General features: G+C 72.3%; 17 protein-coding genes. 14 read left to right on the forward strand and 3 right to left on the reverse strand.

Annotation, left to right across the window (positions count from 1 at the left end; genetic code table 11):
• A partial coding sequence (locus ACZ7M7_RS11790) for an IS701 family transposase (protein ID WP_472115247.1) occupies positions 1–744 on the forward strand: 744 nt, incomplete at its 5' end.
• A gap of 69 nt (positions 745–813) precedes the next feature.
• Here ACZ7M7_RS11790 and ACZ7M7_RS11795 read toward each other — a convergent pair.
• On the reverse strand, positions 814–1,581 hold the full coding sequence (locus tag ACZ7M7_RS11795) for a 3-oxoacyl-ACP reductase family protein (RefSeq protein ID WP_472115250.1): 768 nt from the start codon (positions 1,579–1,581) through the stop codon (positions 814–816).
• Positions 1,582–1,758: 177 nt separating this feature from the next.
• Between ACZ7M7_RS11795 and ACZ7M7_RS11800 the strand changes: the two genes are divergently transcribed.
• Both ACZ7M7_RS11800 and ACZ7M7_RS11805 read left to right on the forward strand, forming a co-directional pair.
• A complete protein-coding gene (locus tag ACZ7M7_RS11800) occupies positions 1,759–2,385 on the forward strand; it encodes a dihydrofolate reductase family protein (protein ID WP_383622733.1) in 627 nt (208 codons plus the stop codon).
• Positions 2,386–2,539: 154 nt separating this feature from the next.
• On the forward strand, positions 2,540–2,926 hold the full coding sequence (locus ACZ7M7_RS11805) for a guanyl-specific ribonuclease (RefSeq protein ID WP_383609597.1): 387 nt from the start codon (positions 2,540–2,542) through the stop codon (positions 2,924–2,926).
• 61 nt (positions 2,927–2,987) lie between these two features.
• Here the strand turns inward: ACZ7M7_RS11805 and ACZ7M7_RS11810 are convergent, their stop codons facing one another.
• Complete coding sequence (locus ACZ7M7_RS11810; RefSeq protein ID WP_383609600.1) at positions 2,988–3,188, reverse strand: hypothetical protein; 201 nt, start codon at positions 3,186–3,188, stop codon at positions 2,988–2,990.
• Between the two features lie 169 nt (positions 3,189–3,357).
• Here ACZ7M7_RS11810 and ACZ7M7_RS11815 point away from each other — a divergent pair, with 169 nt between their 5' ends.
• From ACZ7M7_RS11815 to ACZ7M7_RS11825, 3 genes are all read left to right on the forward strand, one after another.
• Positions 3,358–4,611, forward strand: coding sequence for a sensor histidine kinase (locus ACZ7M7_RS11815; RefSeq protein WP_383609603.1), 1,254 nt, complete (start codon positions 3,358–3,360; stop codon positions 4,609–4,611).
• Positions 4,612–4,795: 184 nt separating this feature from the next.
• Positions 4,796–5,476: a response regulator transcription factor gene (locus ACZ7M7_RS11820; RefSeq protein ID WP_472115254.1), complete on the forward strand. Its 681-nt coding sequence runs from the start codon at positions 4,796–4,798 to the stop codon at positions 5,474–5,476.
• Positions 5,477–5,519: 43 nt separating this feature from the next.
• Positions 5,520–6,698, forward strand: a complete 1,179-nt coding sequence (locus tag ACZ7M7_RS11825; RefSeq protein ID WP_472115257.1) for a cytochrome P450 family protein — start codon at positions 5,520–5,522, stop codon at positions 6,696–6,698.
• 37 nt (positions 6,699–6,735) lie between these two features.
• Here ACZ7M7_RS11825 and ACZ7M7_RS11830 read toward each other — a convergent pair whose 3' ends face one another.
• A complete protein-coding gene (locus tag ACZ7M7_RS11830; protein WP_383609611.1) occupies positions 6,736–7,758 on the reverse strand; it encodes a Gfo/Idh/MocA family protein in 1,023 nt (340 codons plus the stop codon).
• 129 nt (positions 7,759–7,887) lie between these two features.
• Between ACZ7M7_RS11830 and ACZ7M7_RS11835 the strand changes: the two genes are divergently transcribed.
• From ACZ7M7_RS11835 to ACZ7M7_RS11870, 8 genes are all read left to right on the forward strand, one after another.
• On the forward strand, positions 7,888–8,625 hold the full coding sequence (locus ACZ7M7_RS11835; RefSeq protein ID WP_362381993.1) for a GntR family transcriptional regulator: 738 nt from the start codon (positions 7,888–7,890) through the stop codon (positions 8,623–8,625).
• 137 nt (positions 8,626–8,762) lie between these two features.
• On the forward strand, positions 8,763–9,911 hold the full coding sequence (locus tag ACZ7M7_RS11840; protein ID WP_383609614.1) for an ROK family glucokinase: 1,149 nt from the start codon (positions 8,763–8,765) through the stop codon (positions 9,909–9,911).
• Positions 9,908–10,486, forward strand: coding sequence for a sugar kinase (locus ACZ7M7_RS11845; RefSeq protein ID WP_472115261.1), 579 nt, complete (start codon positions 9,908–9,910; stop codon positions 10,484–10,486). Before ACZ7M7_RS11840 ends, ACZ7M7_RS11845 begins: the two co-directional genes overlap by 4 nt.
• Positions 10,487–10,633: 147 nt before the next feature.
• Positions 10,634–13,474, forward strand: a complete 2,841-nt coding sequence (locus ACZ7M7_RS11850) for an SNF2-related protein (protein ID WP_472115264.1) — start codon at positions 10,634–10,636, stop codon at positions 13,472–13,474.
• On the forward strand, positions 13,471–15,702 hold the full coding sequence (locus ACZ7M7_RS11855; RefSeq protein WP_472115267.1) for an SWIM zinc finger family protein: 2,232 nt from the start codon (positions 13,471–13,473) through the stop codon (positions 15,700–15,702). Before ACZ7M7_RS11850 ends, ACZ7M7_RS11855 begins: the two co-directional genes overlap by 4 nt.
• A 122-nt stretch (positions 15,703–15,824) precedes the next feature.
• The gene (gene pcaDC, locus ACZ7M7_RS11860) at positions 15,825–17,123 is read left to right on the forward strand and encodes a bifunctional 3-oxoadipate enol-lactonase/4-carboxymuconolactone decarboxylase PcaDC (RefSeq protein ID WP_472115270.1); all 1,299 of its coding nucleotides are present in this window, start codon (positions 15,825–15,827) and stop codon (positions 17,121–17,123) included.
• A 65-nt stretch (positions 17,124–17,188) separates the two neighbouring features.
• Positions 17,189–17,824: an MBL fold metallo-hydrolase gene (locus ACZ7M7_RS11865; protein ID WP_383609628.1), complete on the forward strand. Its 636-nt coding sequence runs from the start codon at positions 17,189–17,191 to the stop codon at positions 17,822–17,824.
• Between the two features lie 56 nt (positions 17,825–17,880).
• Positions 17,881–18,660, forward strand: coding sequence for an exodeoxyribonuclease III (locus ACZ7M7_RS11870; protein WP_328421546.1), 780 nt, complete (start codon positions 17,881–17,883; stop codon positions 18,658–18,660).
• Positions 18,661–18,765 lie beyond the last annotated feature (105 nt).

Below are 18,765 nucleotides of genomic sequence, written 5' to 3' on the forward strand. Positions count from 1 at the left end.
GCGCTCGGCCTGCTGGACACACTCGCCGAGTGGCAGTTGAAGGCGCCGGTCGTGGTCGCCGACGCCGGCTACGGCGTCAGCACCCCGTTCCGGCGCGGTCTCCAGGAGCGAGGGCTGTCCTATGTCCTGGCCCTGAACGGGAAGGAAGTCGCCCATCCGGAGGATGCCGAGCCGCACCATCCTGCTTATGGCGGGCTCGGACCGCCCACTCTTCCCCGCTACCGCACCCCGCCGCGAGCCATCTCCACCCTCGCGGCGGAGGTTGGTGCGGAGCGGTTCACCGAGGTGACCTGGCGGCAGGGCAGCAAGGGCGTGATGACCTCACGGTTCGCCGTGCTGACGGTGAGGCCCGCGGGCAAACAGTCCCTGGCCGCCGCTCAGGAGACGGGCGGGGGCCGCAGCCGGTGGAACGGTGTCCTGCCTACCCAGACCCTCCTGGTCGAATGGCCGGACGGCCAGGACGCCCCGACGGACTACTGGATATCGAACCTGCCGCCCACCACACCGGCCGCTGACCTGGTGCGGTGGGCGAAGATGCGCTGGCGGATCGAACATGACTACCGCGAGCTCAAACACGGCCTGGGACTGGACCACTTCGAGGGCCGAACCTGGCGCGGCTGGCACCACCACGTCACCCTGGTCACCGCCGCGCAGGCCTTTCTCACCCTCCGCAGGCTCGACCCAAAAGTCGAGACACCGGCCCGAGCTTCTACCAGACCCTCGACGCACTCCAAGACTTGCTGAGGTGCTGGACCGGCACCTGCAGCACCTGCGGCCGCCCCCTCGCCAGAAGCAGAACCTAACGAAGCACTACTAGGCCGCGTGGCCGCCGTCCACCGCGAACTCCGTACCCGTCACGTAGTCCGCCCCCGCCAGGTACGCGACCATCGACGCCACCTCGTCGGCCGTGCCGAAGCGGCCCAGGGCGGTCAGCGCCGCCTGGTCGGATGCGTGGGGGCCGTCGGCCGGGTTCATGTCGGTGTCGATGGGACCCGGGTGGATGACGTTCGCCGTGATGCCGCGCGGGCCCAGCTCGCGTGCCAGCGCCTTCGTCAGGCCGATCAGGGCCGACTTGCTGGTCGCGTAGAGCGTGCCGCCGGGGCCCGGCACCCGCTGGACCATGCAGGAGCCGATCGTGATGATCCGGCCCCCGGCACTCATCCGGGCGGCCGCCGCCTGGGAGGTCAGGAAGACGCCCCGGACGTTCACCGCGAGGACCCGGTCGACGTCCGCGAGCGACAGGCCCTCCAGCGGACCCAGGACGCCGACGCCGGCGTTGTTCACCAGCACGTCCAGGCCGCCGAGCTCCTCCACGGTGCGCTCCACGGCGCCCGCCGCCTCGGCCGCGTCTGCGGAGTCCGCCCGCAGGGCCACGGCCCGCCGTCCCAGCGCCTCGACGGCCCGTACGACCTCCTCGGCGGCCTCCTTGCCGTTCACGTAGGTCACGGCGACGTCCGCGCCGTCCCGGGCGAGCCGCAGCGCCGTGGCGGCGCCGATGCCCCGGCCGGCGCCGGTGACCAGGGCGACCTTGCCGTGCAGGGTTCCGTAAGTGGTTGTCAGGGGTGCATGCGTGGTTGTCATGAGTCCATCCCAGCGCCGCACGGGCCGAAGTGCTGGCGGCGAACGGACACCGAGGTGCCGGGGGGCAGGGCTCGGCGGAACACGGTCCGGCGATGAGTTGCGGGTGTCGGCGGGGTCTGAGGTGATGACAGCAGATCTCGCCCCGGAAAACCGGAAACCGGAAAAGAGGCACTCCTCATGGGCAAGCTCGTTTCCACCCTCTTCGTCACGCTCGACGGCGTCTACCAGGCGCCCGGTGGTCCGGAGGAGGACACCCGCGGCGGCTTCGAGCACGGCGGCTGGAGCTTTCCGTACGCCGACGACGACTTCGGCGAGTTCATGAACGGGGTTTTCGCCCGCCCGGCCGCCTTCCTCCTCGGACGCCGTACGTACGACATCTTCGCCGCGTTCTGGCCGAAGGTGACCGACCCGGCCGACCCGGTCTCGTCCAAGCTGAACGCCCTGCCGAAATACGTCCCGTCCGCCACGCTGACCGACCCCGGGTGGGCCGGCACCACCGTGCTGACCGGTGACCTCGCCAAGGAGGTCACCGCCGTCAAGGAGCGCGTCGACGGCGAGGTCCAGGTCCACGGCAGCGGCGCCCTCGTCAGGTCGCTGCTGGCCCTCGGCCTCGTCGACACCCTCCACCTGCTGACCTTCCCGGTCGTGCTCGGCACGGGCCACCGCCTGTTCACGGAGGGTGCCGTGCCCACCGCGTTCAAGCACAGCGGCGGCAGCGTCACGAGCACCGGCGTCACCATCAACTCCTACGACCTGGCCGGTCGTCCCGAGTACGGCACGTTCGGACTCCCCGAGGAGGCCTGATCGGCCGCCGGCGGCGCCCTCACCCGACCTCCTCGTGGAGATCGGGTGAGGGCGCCGGGGCGCACGTTAACTTCCCGAAAACTCATCGGACTTGCCGGGAAAATCTCCGCCTTGACATTGACATGCCACTGTCTACGCGCGTCATCATGAAGCCATGAGATTCCCCCCACGAATCACTCGCATCGGCGCCGCGGCCGCCGTCCTGTCCGCCCTTCTCGTCGGCGGCACCGTCACTGCCACGCCGGCGGCCGCCGCGGTCGGCAGCATCTGCTACAACAACCTGCCGTCGCAGGCGCACGACACGCTCGACCTGATCGAGCAGGGTGGCCCCTTCCCGTATGACCAGGACGGCACCGTCTTCCAGAACCGGGAAGGCATCCTGCCGAGCCAGTCGACCGGCTACTACCACGAGTACACGGTCATCACGCCCGGGTCCTCCAACCGCGGAGCTCGCCGGATCGTCACCGGTGAGGAGAACCAGGAGGACTACTACACGGCCGACCACTACGAGTCGTTCGCCCTGATCAACTACGGCTGCTGACCCCCCACGGTCACAGTCGGCGCCGAGGAACGGTGCCATCGGCCGGAGGTCCGGTCCGCGTTCATCCGGACTTCCGGCTCTCGGCGGCCGCGAACAGCGCGACCGCCAGCACGAGCAGGGCGACGCTCGCGTAGATCTCGAAGCCGTCGAGGAAGTCGAGCCCGTGTACGAGACCCCAGTCCCAGTCGGTGAACTCGTTCAGCAGGCCCATGACGCCCTGCGCCAGGGCGATGACTCCCAGGAACTCCAGCAACTGCTTCATGCCATGACTCTCGCCCCGCGGACCCCCCACGCCAATCGGCCGCGGGGCGAGCCATGGCCGACGGAAGTCCCCGTTCCGGGCGGACCGCCGCAACCAAGGTCGTCGATGCCGCGACTTTGGTCGCCGCTCCCGCCCACGGGGGCGCGCCGGGACCCGGCACTGCGTAGATTTGTCGACCGTGAGTGGTGACAAGCAGGTGCCCGCACCCCAGGCATTCGCGGGGCGGCGCTGGCTGCTGCCCTCGGCCCTGATCAAGGAGTTCGACCCCGACCCCGAGCGTCCCGGGAGGCCCCGGCGCACCGCGCGGGACTGGTTGGTCGATTTCTCCTGCTTCCTGCTTGCCGTGATCATCGGTCTGGTGGCCGCGGACACGATGAAGGACGAGAACCTGCCCGCCGGATACGCCGTCTTCGACCAGCTGGTCGGCGCGCTCTCCTGCGCCGCGGTGTGGCTGCGCCGCCGCTGGCCGGTCGGGTTCGCAGCCGTGATGGTCCCCGCCGCCCTCTTGTCGAGCACCGCGGGCGGCGCCAGCCTGGTCGCCCTGTTCACCCTCGCCGTGCACCGGCCCTTCCGGTATGTGGCCTGGGTGGCCGGGACCTACGTGGTGCTGAACCCGGTGTACTTCCTGTTCCGCCCCGAGCCCGACCTGTCGTACCCCTGGTCGGTCGCTCTGGCGTCGTTGCTGACCGGCGCGGTGGTCGGCTGGGGCATGCTCGCGCGGTCCAAGCGCCAGCTCCTGCTGAGCCTGCGCGACCGGGCCCGGCGCGCCGAGAACGAGGCGCGGCTACGGGCCGAGCAGGCGCAGCGGCTGGCCCGCGAGGCCATCGCCCGGGAGATGCACGACGTCCTCGCGCACCGGCTGACGCTGCTCAGCGTGCACGCGGGCGCCCTTGAGTTCCGGCCCGACGCACCCCGCGAGGAGATCGCACGGGCGGCGGGCGTCATCCGGGAGAGCGCCCACGAGGCCCTCCAGGACCTGCGGGAGATCATCGGCGTGCTGCGGGCCGCCGAGCCCGACGACTCCGGCCGGCCGCAGCCGACCCTCGCGGCGCTGGAGGCGCTGGCCACCGAGTCCCGCGAGGCAGGCATGAAGGTCACCCTCGACCAGCGCGTCACCGACCCCGCCGCCGTCCCCTCCTCCGTCGGCCGCACCGCCTACCGCATCGCCCAGGAGGGCCTGACCAACGCCCGCAAGCACGCCCCCGGCACGGAGGTCACGGTGACGGTGACCGGCGCACCCGGCGAGGGCCTCTCCGTATCGGTGCGCAACCCGGCGCCCGAAGGTGAGGTGCCGCACGTCCCCGGCTCCGGACAGGGCCTGATCGGACTGACGGAACGGGCCACGCTGACGGGTGGCCGACTGGAGCACGGGCCCACCGCGGACGGCGGGTTCGAGGTGCGGGCCCGGCTGCCGTGGGGGTGAGGACCGTCGGTATCCGGGCGGGGTGCTCAACGGCCGCCCCGGTGCGCGCCGTTGTGAGCGGGGCAGTCAGGGGTGCACGCGCGCGTGAGGTGCCCCGCGTGTCACGCACGTGTGCCGTGTTCCTGGCGGGAACCGCACGCCGTCCGGCCCATCCACGCCGTACAACCGTGATTACGTAAGGCACATGACTGCGATCAGACTCCTCCTCGTCGACGACGACCCGTTGGTCAGGGCCGGGCTGTCCTTCATGCTGGGCGGCGCCGACGACATCGAGATCGTCGGTGAGGCGGCCGACGGCTCCGAGGTCGAGGCACTGGTCGACCGCTCCCGGCCGGACGTGGTCCTGATGGACATCCGGATGCCGTCGGTCGACGGACTCACCGCCACCGAGCGGCTGCGCGGCAGGAAGGACGCGCCGCAGGTGGTGCTGCTGACCACCTTCCACGCCGACGACCAGGTGCTGCGCGCCCTGCGCGCGGGCGCCGCCGGTTTCGTGCTCAAGGACACGCCGCCCGCCGAGATCGTCGACGCGGTGCGCCGGGTCGCGGCCGGCGATCCGGTCCTGTCGCCCACCGTCACACGCCAGTTGATGGCCCACGCGGCCGGCACCGCCGCCGACACCCGCCGCTCACGCGCGCGTGAGCGGCTCACCGCCCTCAACGACCGCGAGCGCGAGGTCGCCGTCGCGGTGGGCCGGGGGCTGTCCAACGCCGACATCGCCGCGGAGCTCTTCATGAGCCTCGCCACCGTCAAGACCCATGTCTCCCGCGTCCTGGCCAAACTGGACCTCAACAACCGTGTGCAGATCGCCCTGTTGGCGTACGACGCGGGACTTCTGGAGGAAGTGGAGGACGACGGGCACTAGGGCGGGCTCCCACGCGTTGGCGAAGTGTGGGAGGGGGAGTGTCATGACGGAAGTGATCGATCTGGGGGAGTTCGGACCGGGGTTTCGCGAGAACCCGCATCCGGTGTACGCCCGCCTGCGTGAGCGGGGCCCGGTCCACCGGGTCCGGCTGCCCGACTGGCAGTCAGAGGTGTGGCTCGTCGTCGGACACAGGGAGGCGCGCGCGGCGCTCGCCGACGAGCGGCTGTCCAAGGACGGCGCCAAGATCGGCATGAAGTCGCTCGACGAGGAGAAGATCGGGAAGAACCTGCTGGACGCCGATCCGCCCCAGCACACCCGACTGCGCAGCCTCATCTCGCGCGCGTTCACCATGCGCCGCGTGGAGGAGCTGCGGCCGAGGGTCCAGCAGATCACCGACGACCTGCTCGACGCCATGCTGCCCCGGGGCCGCGCCGACCTCGTGGAGTCCCTCGCCTACCCGCTGCCGCTCACCGTCATCTGCGAACTGCTCGGTGTGCCCGAGATGGACCGCGTGGCGTTCCGCGAGATGTCGACGGAGTCGGTCGCGCCCACCAGCCCCGGCAAGGAGGTGGAGGCCTTCGGCCGCCTCGGCGAGTACTTCACCGAACTGATCGAGGACAAGAGGTGCGCCGGAGACAGCGGTGACCTGCTGAGCGACCTGATCCGCACCACGGCCGAGGACGGCGACCGGCTCTCCCCGGACGAACTGCGGGGGATGGCCTTCATCCTGCTGATCGCCGGCCACGAGACGACGGTCAACCTGATCACCAGCGGCGTGCACGCGCTGCTCACCCACCCCGGTCAACTCGCCGCCCTGCGCGCCGACATGACCCTCCTCGACGGTGCGGTCGAGGAGATGCTGCGCCACGAGGGCCCGGTGGAGACGGCGACGTTCCGGTATGCTACCGAGCCGCTGGAGATCGCCGGCATCCACATCGAGAAGGGCGAGCCGGTGATGGTCGGCCTGACCGCGGCCAACCGGGACGCGGGTCGCTATGCCACTCCCGACACCTTCGACATCCGCCGCGACGCCCGCGCCCACGTCGCCTTCGGCCACGGCATCCACTACTGCCTGGGCGCACCCCTGGCCCGCCTGGAGGCCCGCACGGCGATCCGGTCGCTGCTGGAGCGCGCTCCCGGCCTGGCACTCGACGGCCCGCCCGGGGAGTGGCTGCCGGGGATGCTGATGCGGGGGATGCGCAGTCTGCCGGTGCGCTGGTAGTGGGCGGGCCGGCGAAGGGTGTGCGAGCCCGGGCCCGTCACATGGCCGTCGCCGGGGTCCCGCCCGGAATCTCCCCGAGCGCGACCGGTCTTCGCTCGCGTCTCGACAGCTCGCACGCCTCGGCGATCCGCAGCGCCTGCAGGGCCTCCCGCCCGTCGCAGGGGTTGGCCCGCTCCCCGCGCACCACGTCCACGAACGCGTTCAGCTCCGCCTCGTACGCGGGTCCGAATCGCTCCAGGAACCCCGACCACGGCTTGTCCGCGGCGGGCGGCCCGGTCGGCTCGGTGGACGCGATCGGCGTCCGGTCGTCCAGCCCGACCACGATCTGGTCCAGCTCCCCGGCCAGCTCCATGCGCACGTCGTACCCGGCGCCGTTCAGCCGCGTCGCCGTCGCGGTGGCGAGCGTGCCGTCGTCGAGGGTGAGCACCACCGCGGCCGTGTCGACGTCGCCGGCCTCACGGAACATCACCGGCCCGGCGTCCGAGCCGGCCGCGTACACGTCGGCGATCTCGCGCCCGGTCACCCAGCGCAGTACGTCGAAGTCGTGGATCAGCGTGTCCCGGTACAGCCCCCCGGACAGCGGCAGCCACGCGACCGGCGGCGGCGCCTGGTCACTGGTCAGCGCCCGTACGGTGTGCAGGCGCCCGAGCCGCCCGGACCGCACCGCCTCGCGTGCGCCCGCGTACCCGGCGTCGAAGCGGCGCTGGAAGCCCATGTGCAGAACCGTCCCGGCCGTCTCCACCTCCTCGATCGCGGTCAGGGTGCCCGGCAGATCGAGCGCGATGGGCTTCTCGCAGAAGACCGGAAGGCCCGCCCGTGCTGCCCGACCGATCAGTTCGGCGTGGGCCGAGGTCGCGGTGGTGATCACCACCGCGTCCACACCCCACCTGAAGATCTCGTCCACGCCCGGCGCCGCCGTCTCGCCGAGCCGGCGCGCCAGCTCCTGGGCCCGCGTGCCGTCCGCGTCCGTGAGGATCAGGGAGCCGACGTCGCGGTGACGACTGAGTGTGTTGGCGTGAATGGTGCCGATGCGGCCCGTACCGATGACCCCGATGCGCATGGAAACAAAGTGGGGGTTCGGTGCGTAGGCTGTCAATGCGTATGTCCGGACAATCGAACTACACGACTTCCCGTCAACAACGCGTAGAGCTACGCTCGGCCCGTGCCGAAACCAGAAGTGGACCCGACCGTGGAACTCGAGCTCAGTGTGGACCGGAGCAGTCCGGTGCCTTTGTACTTCCAGCTGTCCCAGCAGCTCGAGGCCGCGATCGAGCACGGAGCGCTCACGCCCGGCAGCCTGCTGGGCAACGAGATCGAACTCGCCGCACGCCTCGGCCTGTCCCGGCCGACCGTCCGCCAGGCCATCCAGTCGCTGGTCGACAAGGGTCTGCTGGTGCGCCGCCGGGGCGTCGGCACACAGGTCGTGCACAGCCAGGTCAAGCGCCCGCTGGAGCTGAGCAGCCTCTATGACGACCTGGAGTCGGCCGGCCAGCGCCCGGCGACCAAGGTGATCGTCAACACCGTCGTCCCGGCGTCCGCCGAGGTCGCGGCGGCGCTCGGAGTGGCCGAGGACAGCGACGTGCACCGGATCGAGCGGCTGCGGCTGGCGCACGGCGAGCCGATGGCGTACCTGTGCAACTTCCTGCCGCCCGCCCTGATCGACCTGGACACCGCACAGCTGGAGTCCACCGGCCTGTACCGGCTGATGAGGGCCGCCGGCATCACGCTGCACAGCGCCCGCCAGACCATCGGCGCGCGCGCCGCCACCGGTGCCGAAGCCGAACGGCTCGCCGAGGAGGAGGGCGCCCCGCTGCTGACCATGCAGCGCGTGACCTTCGACGACACGGGCCGAGCGGTCGAGTACGGCACCCACACCTACCGCCCGAGCCGGTACTCCTTCGAGTTCCAGTTGCTCGTCCGGCCGTGAGTGCCGCAGTCGTACGGTCCTGAGCGGGGCTGGCCGAGGCTGGGCTGGTCGCAATGTCCGGACAATTTACTGTGACGTGTGCCCCCTTTGTCGCCCCGTTCGGCACCCAGCGTGAGCGTGCGGCAGAATCGGGCCTGATGAGCACCTACCGCGACTTCACCGCCCCCATCGGCTCCCGGCGAGCCCCCGTGCTCCGCACGGTCGGCTCGCGGGAGCGCCGTTCGCACCTGACCGCACCCCGCGTGCCCACTGTCGGGATCGACATCGGCGGCACCAAGGTGATGGCGGGCGTCGTGGACGCCGACGGGAACATCCTGGAGAAGCTCCGCGCGGAGACCCCGGACAAGTCCAAGAGCCCCAAGGTGGTCGAGGACACCATCGTCGAACTGGTCCTGGACCTGTCCGACCGGCACGACGTGCACGCCGTCGGCATCGGCGCGGCTGGCTGGGTCGACGCCGACCGCAACCGCGTCCTGTTCGCACCCCACCTGTCCTGGCGCAACGAGCCCCTCAGGGACCGCCTCGCCGGGCGGCTCGCCGTGCCCGTGCTGGTCGACAACGACGCCAACGCCGCCGCCTGGGCCGAGTGGCGCTTCGGCGCCGGCCGGGGCGAGGACCACCTCGTCATGATCACGCTGGGCACCGGCATCGGCGGCGCGATCCTGGAGGACGGTCAGGTCAAGCGCGGCAAGTACGGTGTCGCCGGCGAGTTCGGCCATATGCAGGTCGTGCCCGGCGGCCACCGCTGCCCGTGCGGCAACCGCGGCTGCTGGGAGCAGTACAGCTCCGGCAACGCACTGGTCAGGGAGGCGCGGGAGCTGGCCGCCGCCGACTCGCCGGTGGCGTACGGGATCATCGAGCACGTCAAGGGCAACATCGGCGACATCACCGGCCCGATGATCACTGAGCTGGCCCGCGAGGGCGACGCCATGTGCACCGAGCTGCTCCAGGACATCGGTCAGTGGCTCGGCGTCGGCATCGCCAACCTCGCGGCCGCCCTGGACCCCTCCTGCTTCGTGATCGGCGGCGGTGTGTCGGCCGCGGACGACCTGCTGATCGGCCCCGCGCGGGACGCCTTCAAGCGCCACCTCACCGGCCGCGGCTACCGCCCCGAGGCACGGATCACCCGCGCCCAGCTCGGCCCCGAGGCCGGCATGGTCGGCGCGGCCGACCTGGCCCGCCTGGTCGCCCGCCGCTTCCGGCGCGCCAACCGGCGCCGGGTCGAACGGTACGAGCGCTATGCGCGGTTCGCCGAGGCACGCCGAGCGTCGCAGGGGTCGGCGTGACCATGTCCGTACCCCGCCAGGCCGACTCCCCGGACGAGCAGCAGCCGGCCGAGGACCGTCGCCACAAGATCCGGCGCAGGGCACTGACCCTGCTCATCATCGTGCTGCTCATCGGCGTGCCGGCCGGTTACCTCATGATCTCCGCCAACCAGAGCCGCGACAGCGGCAAGGACAAGGAGGAGAAGTACTCGGCGACCGGTCTCACCGAGGGCTGGCCGTCGAAGGTCCAGCGCCGGCTCTACCAGATCCCGGTCCCGGACCCGTCGGGCAAGGTCGCCTACTACGAGACGAACAACTGGCGGACCAGCCGTCTCTACGTCCAGTTCCAGACGCCCAAGGGGAACCTGGACTGGTTCCTGAAGAAAATGGGCGTCAGCCCCGGTGAACTGAAGCCGGACGCCATCACCATCAGTGCCCGCGACCAGAAGGTCACCGGCTGGGACTTCAAGCGTCCCGGCCCGTGGTACGGCCTCGTCCACAAGCAGAAGGACCCGGCACCGACCCAGGACGTCGTCGTGAACATGTCCGACCCGGACAATCCGTTCGTGTACGTCGTGTCGCGCACCATCCCTTGATGATCCCGTCGACGACTCCGTGAAGTCGCGGCCCGGAACTGTCGCCCGGAACAATGGGCCTGACCGATCGCCGGGGCCGATTGTCAGACCCCGCCCGTAGAGTCGGAGACGGTTGATCCGACTCATGGGCGGGAGGTGACAGGACGTATGAGCGACAGGCTTGCGCACGGCGGCGACATCGCGGTGGCCGAGCGGTCGGGCGGCGCCGTCCCCGTCCGCCTCGCGGCGGTCTTCCTGCCCGCCTCCCTGCCGCGCGAGGGGCGGATCGCCTTCTGGGATCCGGACGGCGGCCCGCTGCCCGCCGAGGACACCGAGCTCACCGTCGTACGACTCCATGGCGCCGGAATCCGCCGCAGGACCACCCCCGCCCTGTCCGTGCCGCTCGGCGAGGCGCTGCCGCTGCTCGTGCGGGCCCGGCGCGACCCGGCCGCCCACCCCGCCACGGCCTGCTGGGGCGCGGCCGCGCTGCACGCGCTGCGGCTCACCGCGCGCGGCCGGCTGCTGCCGGGCCTGACGCCCACCGGCCACGACGCCTGGCGGGCCGGCCCTCTCGACCCGGACGACATCGCGCACCTGCGAGCGGTCGCCGCCGCCCTGCCGTCCGAAGGCCATGCGGTCCCGCTGCCCGGCCCGGGGCCGCTGCGGCTGCCCGAGCCCGAGGCGCTGATGCGCTCCTTCCTGGACGCCGTCGCGGACACCCTGCCCCGCACCCCCGCCGCACCGCACGCCTCGGGCAAGCCCTTCGCCGCGCGCGAGGCCCAGCGTCTGCCCGCCGCCCACGACTGGGCGGCCGAGGTCGCCGCCGGCATGGACGCGGGCGTGCGGGTCTCGCTGCGGCTGGACCTCTCGGCGTACGACCTCTTCGACGACCGGGACGACGGCGTACGCAGCGCGGGTGCGGCAATCGTCCAGGTGCACAGCCTCGCCGACCCCACCCTGGTGGCCGACGCGGCCGCCCTGTGGTCGGGGGAGGCGGACGCCGCCTTCGGGCCACGTGCGCGCGTGGACGCGGCGCTTGCGGTGCGGCGGGCGGCCCGGGTGTGGGCCCCGCTCGACCGGCTGTCCGAGCAGGACGTGCCCGACGTGCTGGCCCTGTCCGACGAGGAGTTGGGCGACCTGCTCGGCGTGGCGACGACCCGCCTGGCGGCGGCCGGAGTGGCGGTGCACTGGCCCCGGGACCTGGCCCAGGACCTGAGCGCCGCCGCGGTCGTACGGCCCGCGCCGGGCTCGGCGACCGACGGCACCGGGTTCTTCGAGAGCGAGGAGCTCCTCCAGTTCCGCTGGCAGTTGGCGATCGGCGGCGACCCGCTCAGCGAGGCCGAGATGGACGCGCTCGCCGAGGCGCACCGCCCGGTCGTCCGGCTGCGGGACAGCTGGGTGCTGGTGGACCCGGCCCTCGTCCGCAAGGCCCGCAAGCGCGAACTGGGCCTGCTCGACCCGGTCGACGCGCTGTCCGTCGCCCTCACCGGCAGCGCGGAGGTCGACGGCGAGACGGTCGAGGCGGTACCGGTCGGCGCCCTGGCCGCCCTGCGCGACCGACTGACGTCGGGGGTCCGCCCGGCCGAACCGCCGCCGGGACTGCGGGCGACGCTTCGGGACTACCAACTCCGGGGCCTGGCCTGGCTGGACCTCATGACGTCCCTCGGGCTCGGCGGCTGCCTGGCCGACGACATGGGACTCGGCAAGACGATCACGGTCATCGCCCTGCATCTGAAACGCGCGCGGACGGCCCCGACCCTCGTCGTCTGCCCGGCCTCGCTGCTGGGCAACTGGCAACGGGAGATCACCCGTTTCGCGCCCGGCGTCCCCGTGCGCCGCTTCCACGGCCCGGAGCGCACCCTGGCGGACATGGACGGCGGCTTCGTCCTCACGACGTACGGCACGATGCGGTCGGCGGCGCCGACGCTGGCCCAGCAGACCTGGGGCATGGTCGTCGCCGACGAGGCGCAGCATGTGAAGAACCCCTACTCGGCCACGGCGAAGGCCCTGCGCACCATCCCGACACCCGCGCGCGTGGCGTTGACCGGCACACCGGTCGAGAACAACCTCTCCGAGCTCTGGGCCCTGCTCGACTGGACGACCCCCGGCCTGCTCGGTCCCCTGAAATCCTTCCGTGCCCGGCACGCCCGCGCGGTGGAGAACGGCGAGGACGAGGAGGCGGTGGACCGGCTGGCCCGCCTGGTCCGGCCCTTCCTGCTGCGCCGCAAGAAGTCCGACCCCGGGATCGTCCCGGAGCTGCCGCCCAAGACCGAGACGGACCACCCGGTCCCGCTCACCCGTGAACAGGCGGCGCTGTACGAGGCGGTGGTGCGTGAGTCGATGTACGTCATCGAGACGGCGGAGGGCATGGCGCGCAAGGGCCTGGTCCTGAAGCTGCTGACGTCCCTGAAGCAGATCTGCGACCACCCGGCCCTGTACCTCAAGGAGGCCGAGGCGGCGACGGGGGACCGCCTGGCCGCCCGCTCCGGCAAGCTGACGCTGCTGGACGAACTGCTCGACACCCTGCTGGCCGAGGACGGCTCGGCGTTGGTGTTCACGCAGTACGTCGGGATGGCCCGCCTGATCGCCTCCCACCTCGCCGCCCGGGCCGTCCCGGTGGACCTGCTCCATGGCGGCACGCCGGTCCCGGACCGCGAACGCATGGTGGACCGCTTCCAGAGCGGCGAGACGCCGGTCCTGGTCCTCTCCCTGAAGGCGGCGGGCACCGGCCTCAACCTGACCCGCGCGGGCCACGTCGTCCACTTCGACCGCTGGTGGAACCCGGCCGTCGAGGAACAGGCCACCGACCGCGCCTACCGCATCGGCCAGACCCAGCCCGTCCAGGTCCACCGCCTCATCACCGAGGGCACGGTCGAGGACCGCATCGCCGAGATGCTCGAATCCAAGCGCGCCCTGGCCGACGCCATCCTCGGCACCGGCGAATCGGCCCTCACGGAACTGACGGCCCGCGAGCTGTCCGACCTCGTGTCCTTGCGGAGGGAGTCATGACGGGGGTGGGGAGCGGGGGCGACGAGCCGGGCCGCCAGGACGGGTTGGATCGGCGGGACGAGTCGCGCCAGCACGACGAGCCGGGCCGACAGGGCGAGTTGAGCCGCCAGGACGAGTTGACCCGGCAGACGAAACCGAGTCCACCAGGTGAGTCGCCTCGCGACGAGGAGGCCGCGCCCCGGCCGGCCGACCTTGCGCGCCGGGCGTTGCGGGCTGCGCGGGAACGGCGGGAGGGGGCGTCAGGGCGGAACGCGAGCCAGGTGGGGGCCTCTTCCGACGGCCCGGACGCGTCGGACGTCTCGGACGCCTACGCGGACGCTCCCTATGCGTCGGACGGTGACGGCCCCAAGGCGCGACCTGCCGCACCCCTCGCCTCCGATGAGGACGGGGACTGCTCCCGCACTCAGTCGGAGTCCGCACGGCGCGTGCTCGGCATCGAGACCGGGCCACGAGGGTCGCGTCCCGCGGATGCCGCCCGGGAAGCGCTGCGCGCCGCACTCGGGGAGAGGCGGCGGGCCCAGTCGGAGGAAGCCGACCGGGCAACCCAGGACACGCGTCGATCGCGACGAACCGCACCCACCGGCGCCGAGGGCCGACGGAGCCCGGCCGGCGGGACCGAGGACCAGCGTGCCCGTGAGGTACGGCGCTGGCTCGCAGGAGCCTTCCAGATGCCGCCCTCGGACTCGCCCGACGAGGACGACTCGGGCGCCGGTGCGATGGCGGATCCGACCGCACAGCGGCGGAAGATGCCCGCAAACCCCATCTCGGCCTCCCCTTCGACCCCGCCAGGCCCCGCTCACCCGGAGGGGGTCTCACCCGAATCGCCCGTGGCCCGCTCCAGCAGCGATCCCTCACCGGCCGATCCCGCCGACCTCGACCCCGACCCCGACACCGGCACCGCGCCTGGACGCGCCACCGCCGCCACCCCCGTTGCCCCCGCCACCCCTCAAGTCCCCCGCTCCATGGCCGCCCCCGGCCGGGACGGTGAACTCCGCCGCACGTTCCCCGCCTTCGCGCCCCGCCCGGCGGACGACGCCCGCTTTGCCGAGACCTGGTGGGGCAACGCCTGGGTGACCGCCCTGGAGGAAGGCGCGCTCGACACCAAGCGGCTGGCCCGCGGGCGCGGTTACGCGCAGGAGGGCCACGTCGATGCCATCACCGTGACGCCGGGGCTCGTGCTGGCGTATGTGCGAGGCAGCCGTCCGCGGCCGTACCGCGTGCAGGTGAGGCTGCGGACGCTGGAGGACGCCGACTGGGCGCGGTTCCTGGACGCCGTGGCCGAACGGCCGGGGCACATCGCGGCGTTGCTGGACAAGGAGATGCCCCAGTCCCTAGCCGACTGCGGGGTGCCGCTGTTGCCGGAGCCCGGTGACCTCGACCCCCGTTGCAGTTGCCCCGACAGCGGCCACCCCTGCAAACACGCCGCCGCCCTCTGCTACCAGACCGCACGCCTGCTGGACGCCGACCCCTTCGTACTGCTCCTGCTGCGCGGCCGGGGCGAACGCGCCCTGCTCGACGCCTTGTCCCGCCGCAACGCCGCCCGCGCGGCCCGCGCCGCACAGGAGAAGGAACCGGCCCCACCGGCGGGCGTACGGGCCACCGATGCCCTGGCTCCGAGCCGTCAACTCCCGCCGCTGCCCCCGCCGTTGCCCGTGCCCCCGCACCCCGAGCAACCGCCCGTCTATCCGGCGGCCCCGGGCGGCCCGGACCCGTTCGCGCTGGACCAGCTGGCGACCGACGCGGCCGCCCGGGCGCACGCCCTCCTCAGCACCGGCCGCGATCCGGTGGCCGAACTGACGCTGTGGCAGGACGCGGTCCGGCTCGCCGCCGCCCGTCCCGGATCCGGCCTCACCGCCGGTACCCGCGCCCTGTACTCCTCCCTGTCCGCCGCCGCCGACCGCACCCCGGCCGAGCTGGCCCGCGCGGTCGCCGCCTGGCGTCAGGGCGGCCTCGAAGGGCTCTCCGTGCTCGAGGAACCCTGGGATCCGCCGGCCGGCCGTTTCGACCGCGCCCGCCCGCTCCTGCTCGCCGCCGACCTCCCCGCCTTCCGCCCGTGGCGCAACCACCTCACCCACCCCCGCGGCCATGTCCAGCTCCGCCTCGGCCGGGACGGCCTGTGGTACCCGTACGAATCGGAGCCGGGACACGACGACTGGTGGCCCCGTGGCACCCCCGACCTCGACCCGGTCGGCGCCCTGACGGGTCTCGGTGCCTCGGCGGAAGGCTGACCCGTTTTGGACCGGCATCCCGTGAAGGCCGTGTGAGAGTTCTTCGCTGATGTGAGGGAGCCAGGTGTGAGGACCTGGGGCCCAGGGGTCCGGCGCTCGGAAAGGGCGGTTAGCGTGGAGCAGTGAGTGAGACGAAGACCCCAGCCCTCCAGTACCGCTTCGACGGCCCGGAAGACGCCCCGGTCCTCATCCTCGGCCCCTCGCTCGGCACCACCTGGCACATGTGGGACCGGCAGGTCCCCGAGCTGACCCAGCAATGGCGGGTGTTCCGGTTCGACCTGCCGGGACACGGTGGCGCGCCCGCGTACCCGGCGGGCTCCGTGGCCGAGCTCGCCGACCGGCTGCTCGCCACCCTCGACGGCCTCGGCGTGCAGCGTTTCGGTTACGCGGGCTGTGCGCTCGGCGGCGCACTCGGCATCGAACTCGCCCTGCGCCACCCGGAGCGCATCGCCTCGCTCGCGCTGATCGCCGCCTCTCCCCGGTTCGGCACGGCGGACGAGTTCCGCCAGCGGGGCGTGATCGTGCGCACGAACGGCCTCGACCCCATCGCCCGCACCTCGCCCGACCGCTGGTTCACCTCCGGTTTCGCCGCCGCGCAGCCCGCCATCACCGAGTGGGCCGTGCAGATGGTGCGCACCACCGACCCCGGCTGCTACATCGCCGCCTGCGAGGCGCTCGCCTCGTTCGACGTACGGTCGCAGCTCGGCGGCGTCGCGGTGCCCACGCTCGTCCTCGTCGGCTCGGACGACCAGGTCACCGGCCCTGCCGAAGCCCGCACTCTGGTCGCCGGCATACCGGACGCCCGCCTCGCCGTCGTGCCCGGCGCCTCCCACCTCGTGCCGGTCGAGCAGCCCGCCGCCGTGACCGACCTGCTGGTCCGGCACTTCTCCACCGCCTGGCAGCCCGCCTACGACTCCACGACCGGCCAGATGGCCATCGTCGCCGCCCCCGTCAAGCCGGTCCTGGCCGCCGCGCCCGCGCAGCCCGCGCCCGTCGCCGAGATAGCCCCGGCCGTCGTGGTACCGCAGACGACGGGACGGCCGGACCCGTACGACGCGGGGATCAAGGTCCGTCGTGAGGTGCTCGGTGACGCGCATGTCGACCGGGCGCTGGCGCAGGCGGACGAGTTCTCGGGGGACTTCCAGGAGTTCGTCACGCGGTACGCCTGGGGTGAGATCTGGGACAGACCCGGGCTCGACCGGCGCTCCCGCAGCTGTGTCACCCTCACCGCCCTGGTCGCGGGCGGTCACATGGACGAACTCGCCTTCCACACCCGCGCCGCCCTGCGCAACGGCCTCACGCCGGACGAGATCAAGGAAGTGCTGCTGCAGGCGGCCGTCTACTGCGGTGTGCCGGCGGCGAACACCGCCTTCAAGGTCGCCCAGCAGGTCATAAGGGAAGAGACCACTCCGCAGGAGTGAGAACCCGCAGCGGTCGGCCTTCGCAGGTGCGGGCATCCGCAACAGGCGCGCGTCAGGATGGAGCCATGAAGCTCACGAAGATGTCGCACGCCTGCGTCCGGCTCGAGAAGAACGGGCAGACGCTGGTTCTCGATCCCGGCGGATTCAGCGAGGAGGACGCCGCGCTCGGCGCGGATGCGATCCTCGTCACGCACGAGCACCCCGATCACTTCGACGAGGGGCGGCTGCGGGCGGCCATGGAGGCCAACCCGGCCGCCCGGATCTGGACCCTCGGCTCCGTCGCGGAGCAGATCGCGGCGGCGTTCCCGGGCCGTGTGCACACCGTCGGCCACGGCGACACCTTCACCGCCGCCGGCTTCGACGTCCAGGTCCACGGCGAACTGCACGCCGTCATCCACCCTGACATCCCGCGCATCACCAATGTCGGCTACCTCGTCGACGGCGGCAAGGTCTTCCACCCCGGCGACGCCCTCACCGTTCCCGACCGCCCGGTGGAGACGCTGATGCTGCCGGTCATGGCCCCCTGGAACAAGATCGCGGAGGTCATCGACTACGTCCGCGAGGTCAAGCCGCAGCGCGCCTACGACATCCACGACGCCCTGCTCACCGACCTGGCCCGGCCGATCTACGACCGCCAGATCGGCGGCCTCGGCGGCGCGGAGCACCTGCGTCTGACGCCGGGGGACTCGGCGGAGGTGTGAGCGGGGCCACCCCGGGCGGGACCGGGTTGTCAGTCCCGCCCGGTAGGTTGTCAGGCATGCGCATCGCGACCTGGAACGTGAACTCGATCACCGCCCGCCTGCCGAGGCTCCTGGCCTGGCTGGAGAGCAGCGGCACCGATGTGCTGTGCCTCCAGGAGGCCAAGGTCGCCGAGGACCAGTTCCCGTTCGACCCGCTGCGCGACCTCGGCTACGAGGCGGCGGTCAACGCGACCGGCCGGTGGAACGGCGTGGCGGTGCTCTCCCGCGTCGGCCTCAAGGACGTCGTCAAGGGCCTTCCCGGCGACCCCGGCTTCGACGACGTCGTCGAGCCCCGCGCCATCTCCGCGACCTGCGGCCCGATCCGCGTCTGGTCGGTGTACGTGCCGAACGGCCGTGAGGTGGACCACCCTCACTACGCCTACAAGCTCCAGTGGTTCGAGGCCCTCAAGGCGGCCGTCGCAGGCGACGCGGGCGGCAGCCGCCCGTTCGCGGTGATGGGCGACTACAACGTGGCGCCGACGGACGACGACGTCTACGACGTGGCCGCCTTCGAGGGCCTCACCCACGTCACCCCCGCCGAGCGCGCGGCCCTCGCCTCCCTGCGCGAGTCCGGCCTGTCCGACGTGGTCCCGCGCCCCCTCAAGTACGACCACCCGTACACGTACTGGGACTACCGCCAGCTCTGCTTCCCCAAGAACCGGGGCATGCGCATCGACCTGGTGTACGGCAACGAGCCGTTCGCCAAGGCGGTCACCGACTCGTACGTGGACCGCGAGGAGCGCAAGGGCAAGGGCGCCTCGGACCACGCGCCGGTTGTGGTGGATCTCGACGTGTAGGGCGACACCCTTCAGCCGGTCCGGCGTGCGAGGACGAAGCCGTTCAGGCCGATACGGCCGTTCGGGGGCAGAGCCCCCGAACGGCCACCGTGACGCCGCACCGCC

The sequence above is a fragment of the Streptomyces sp. NPDC111606 genome (genome assembly GCF_055656945.1).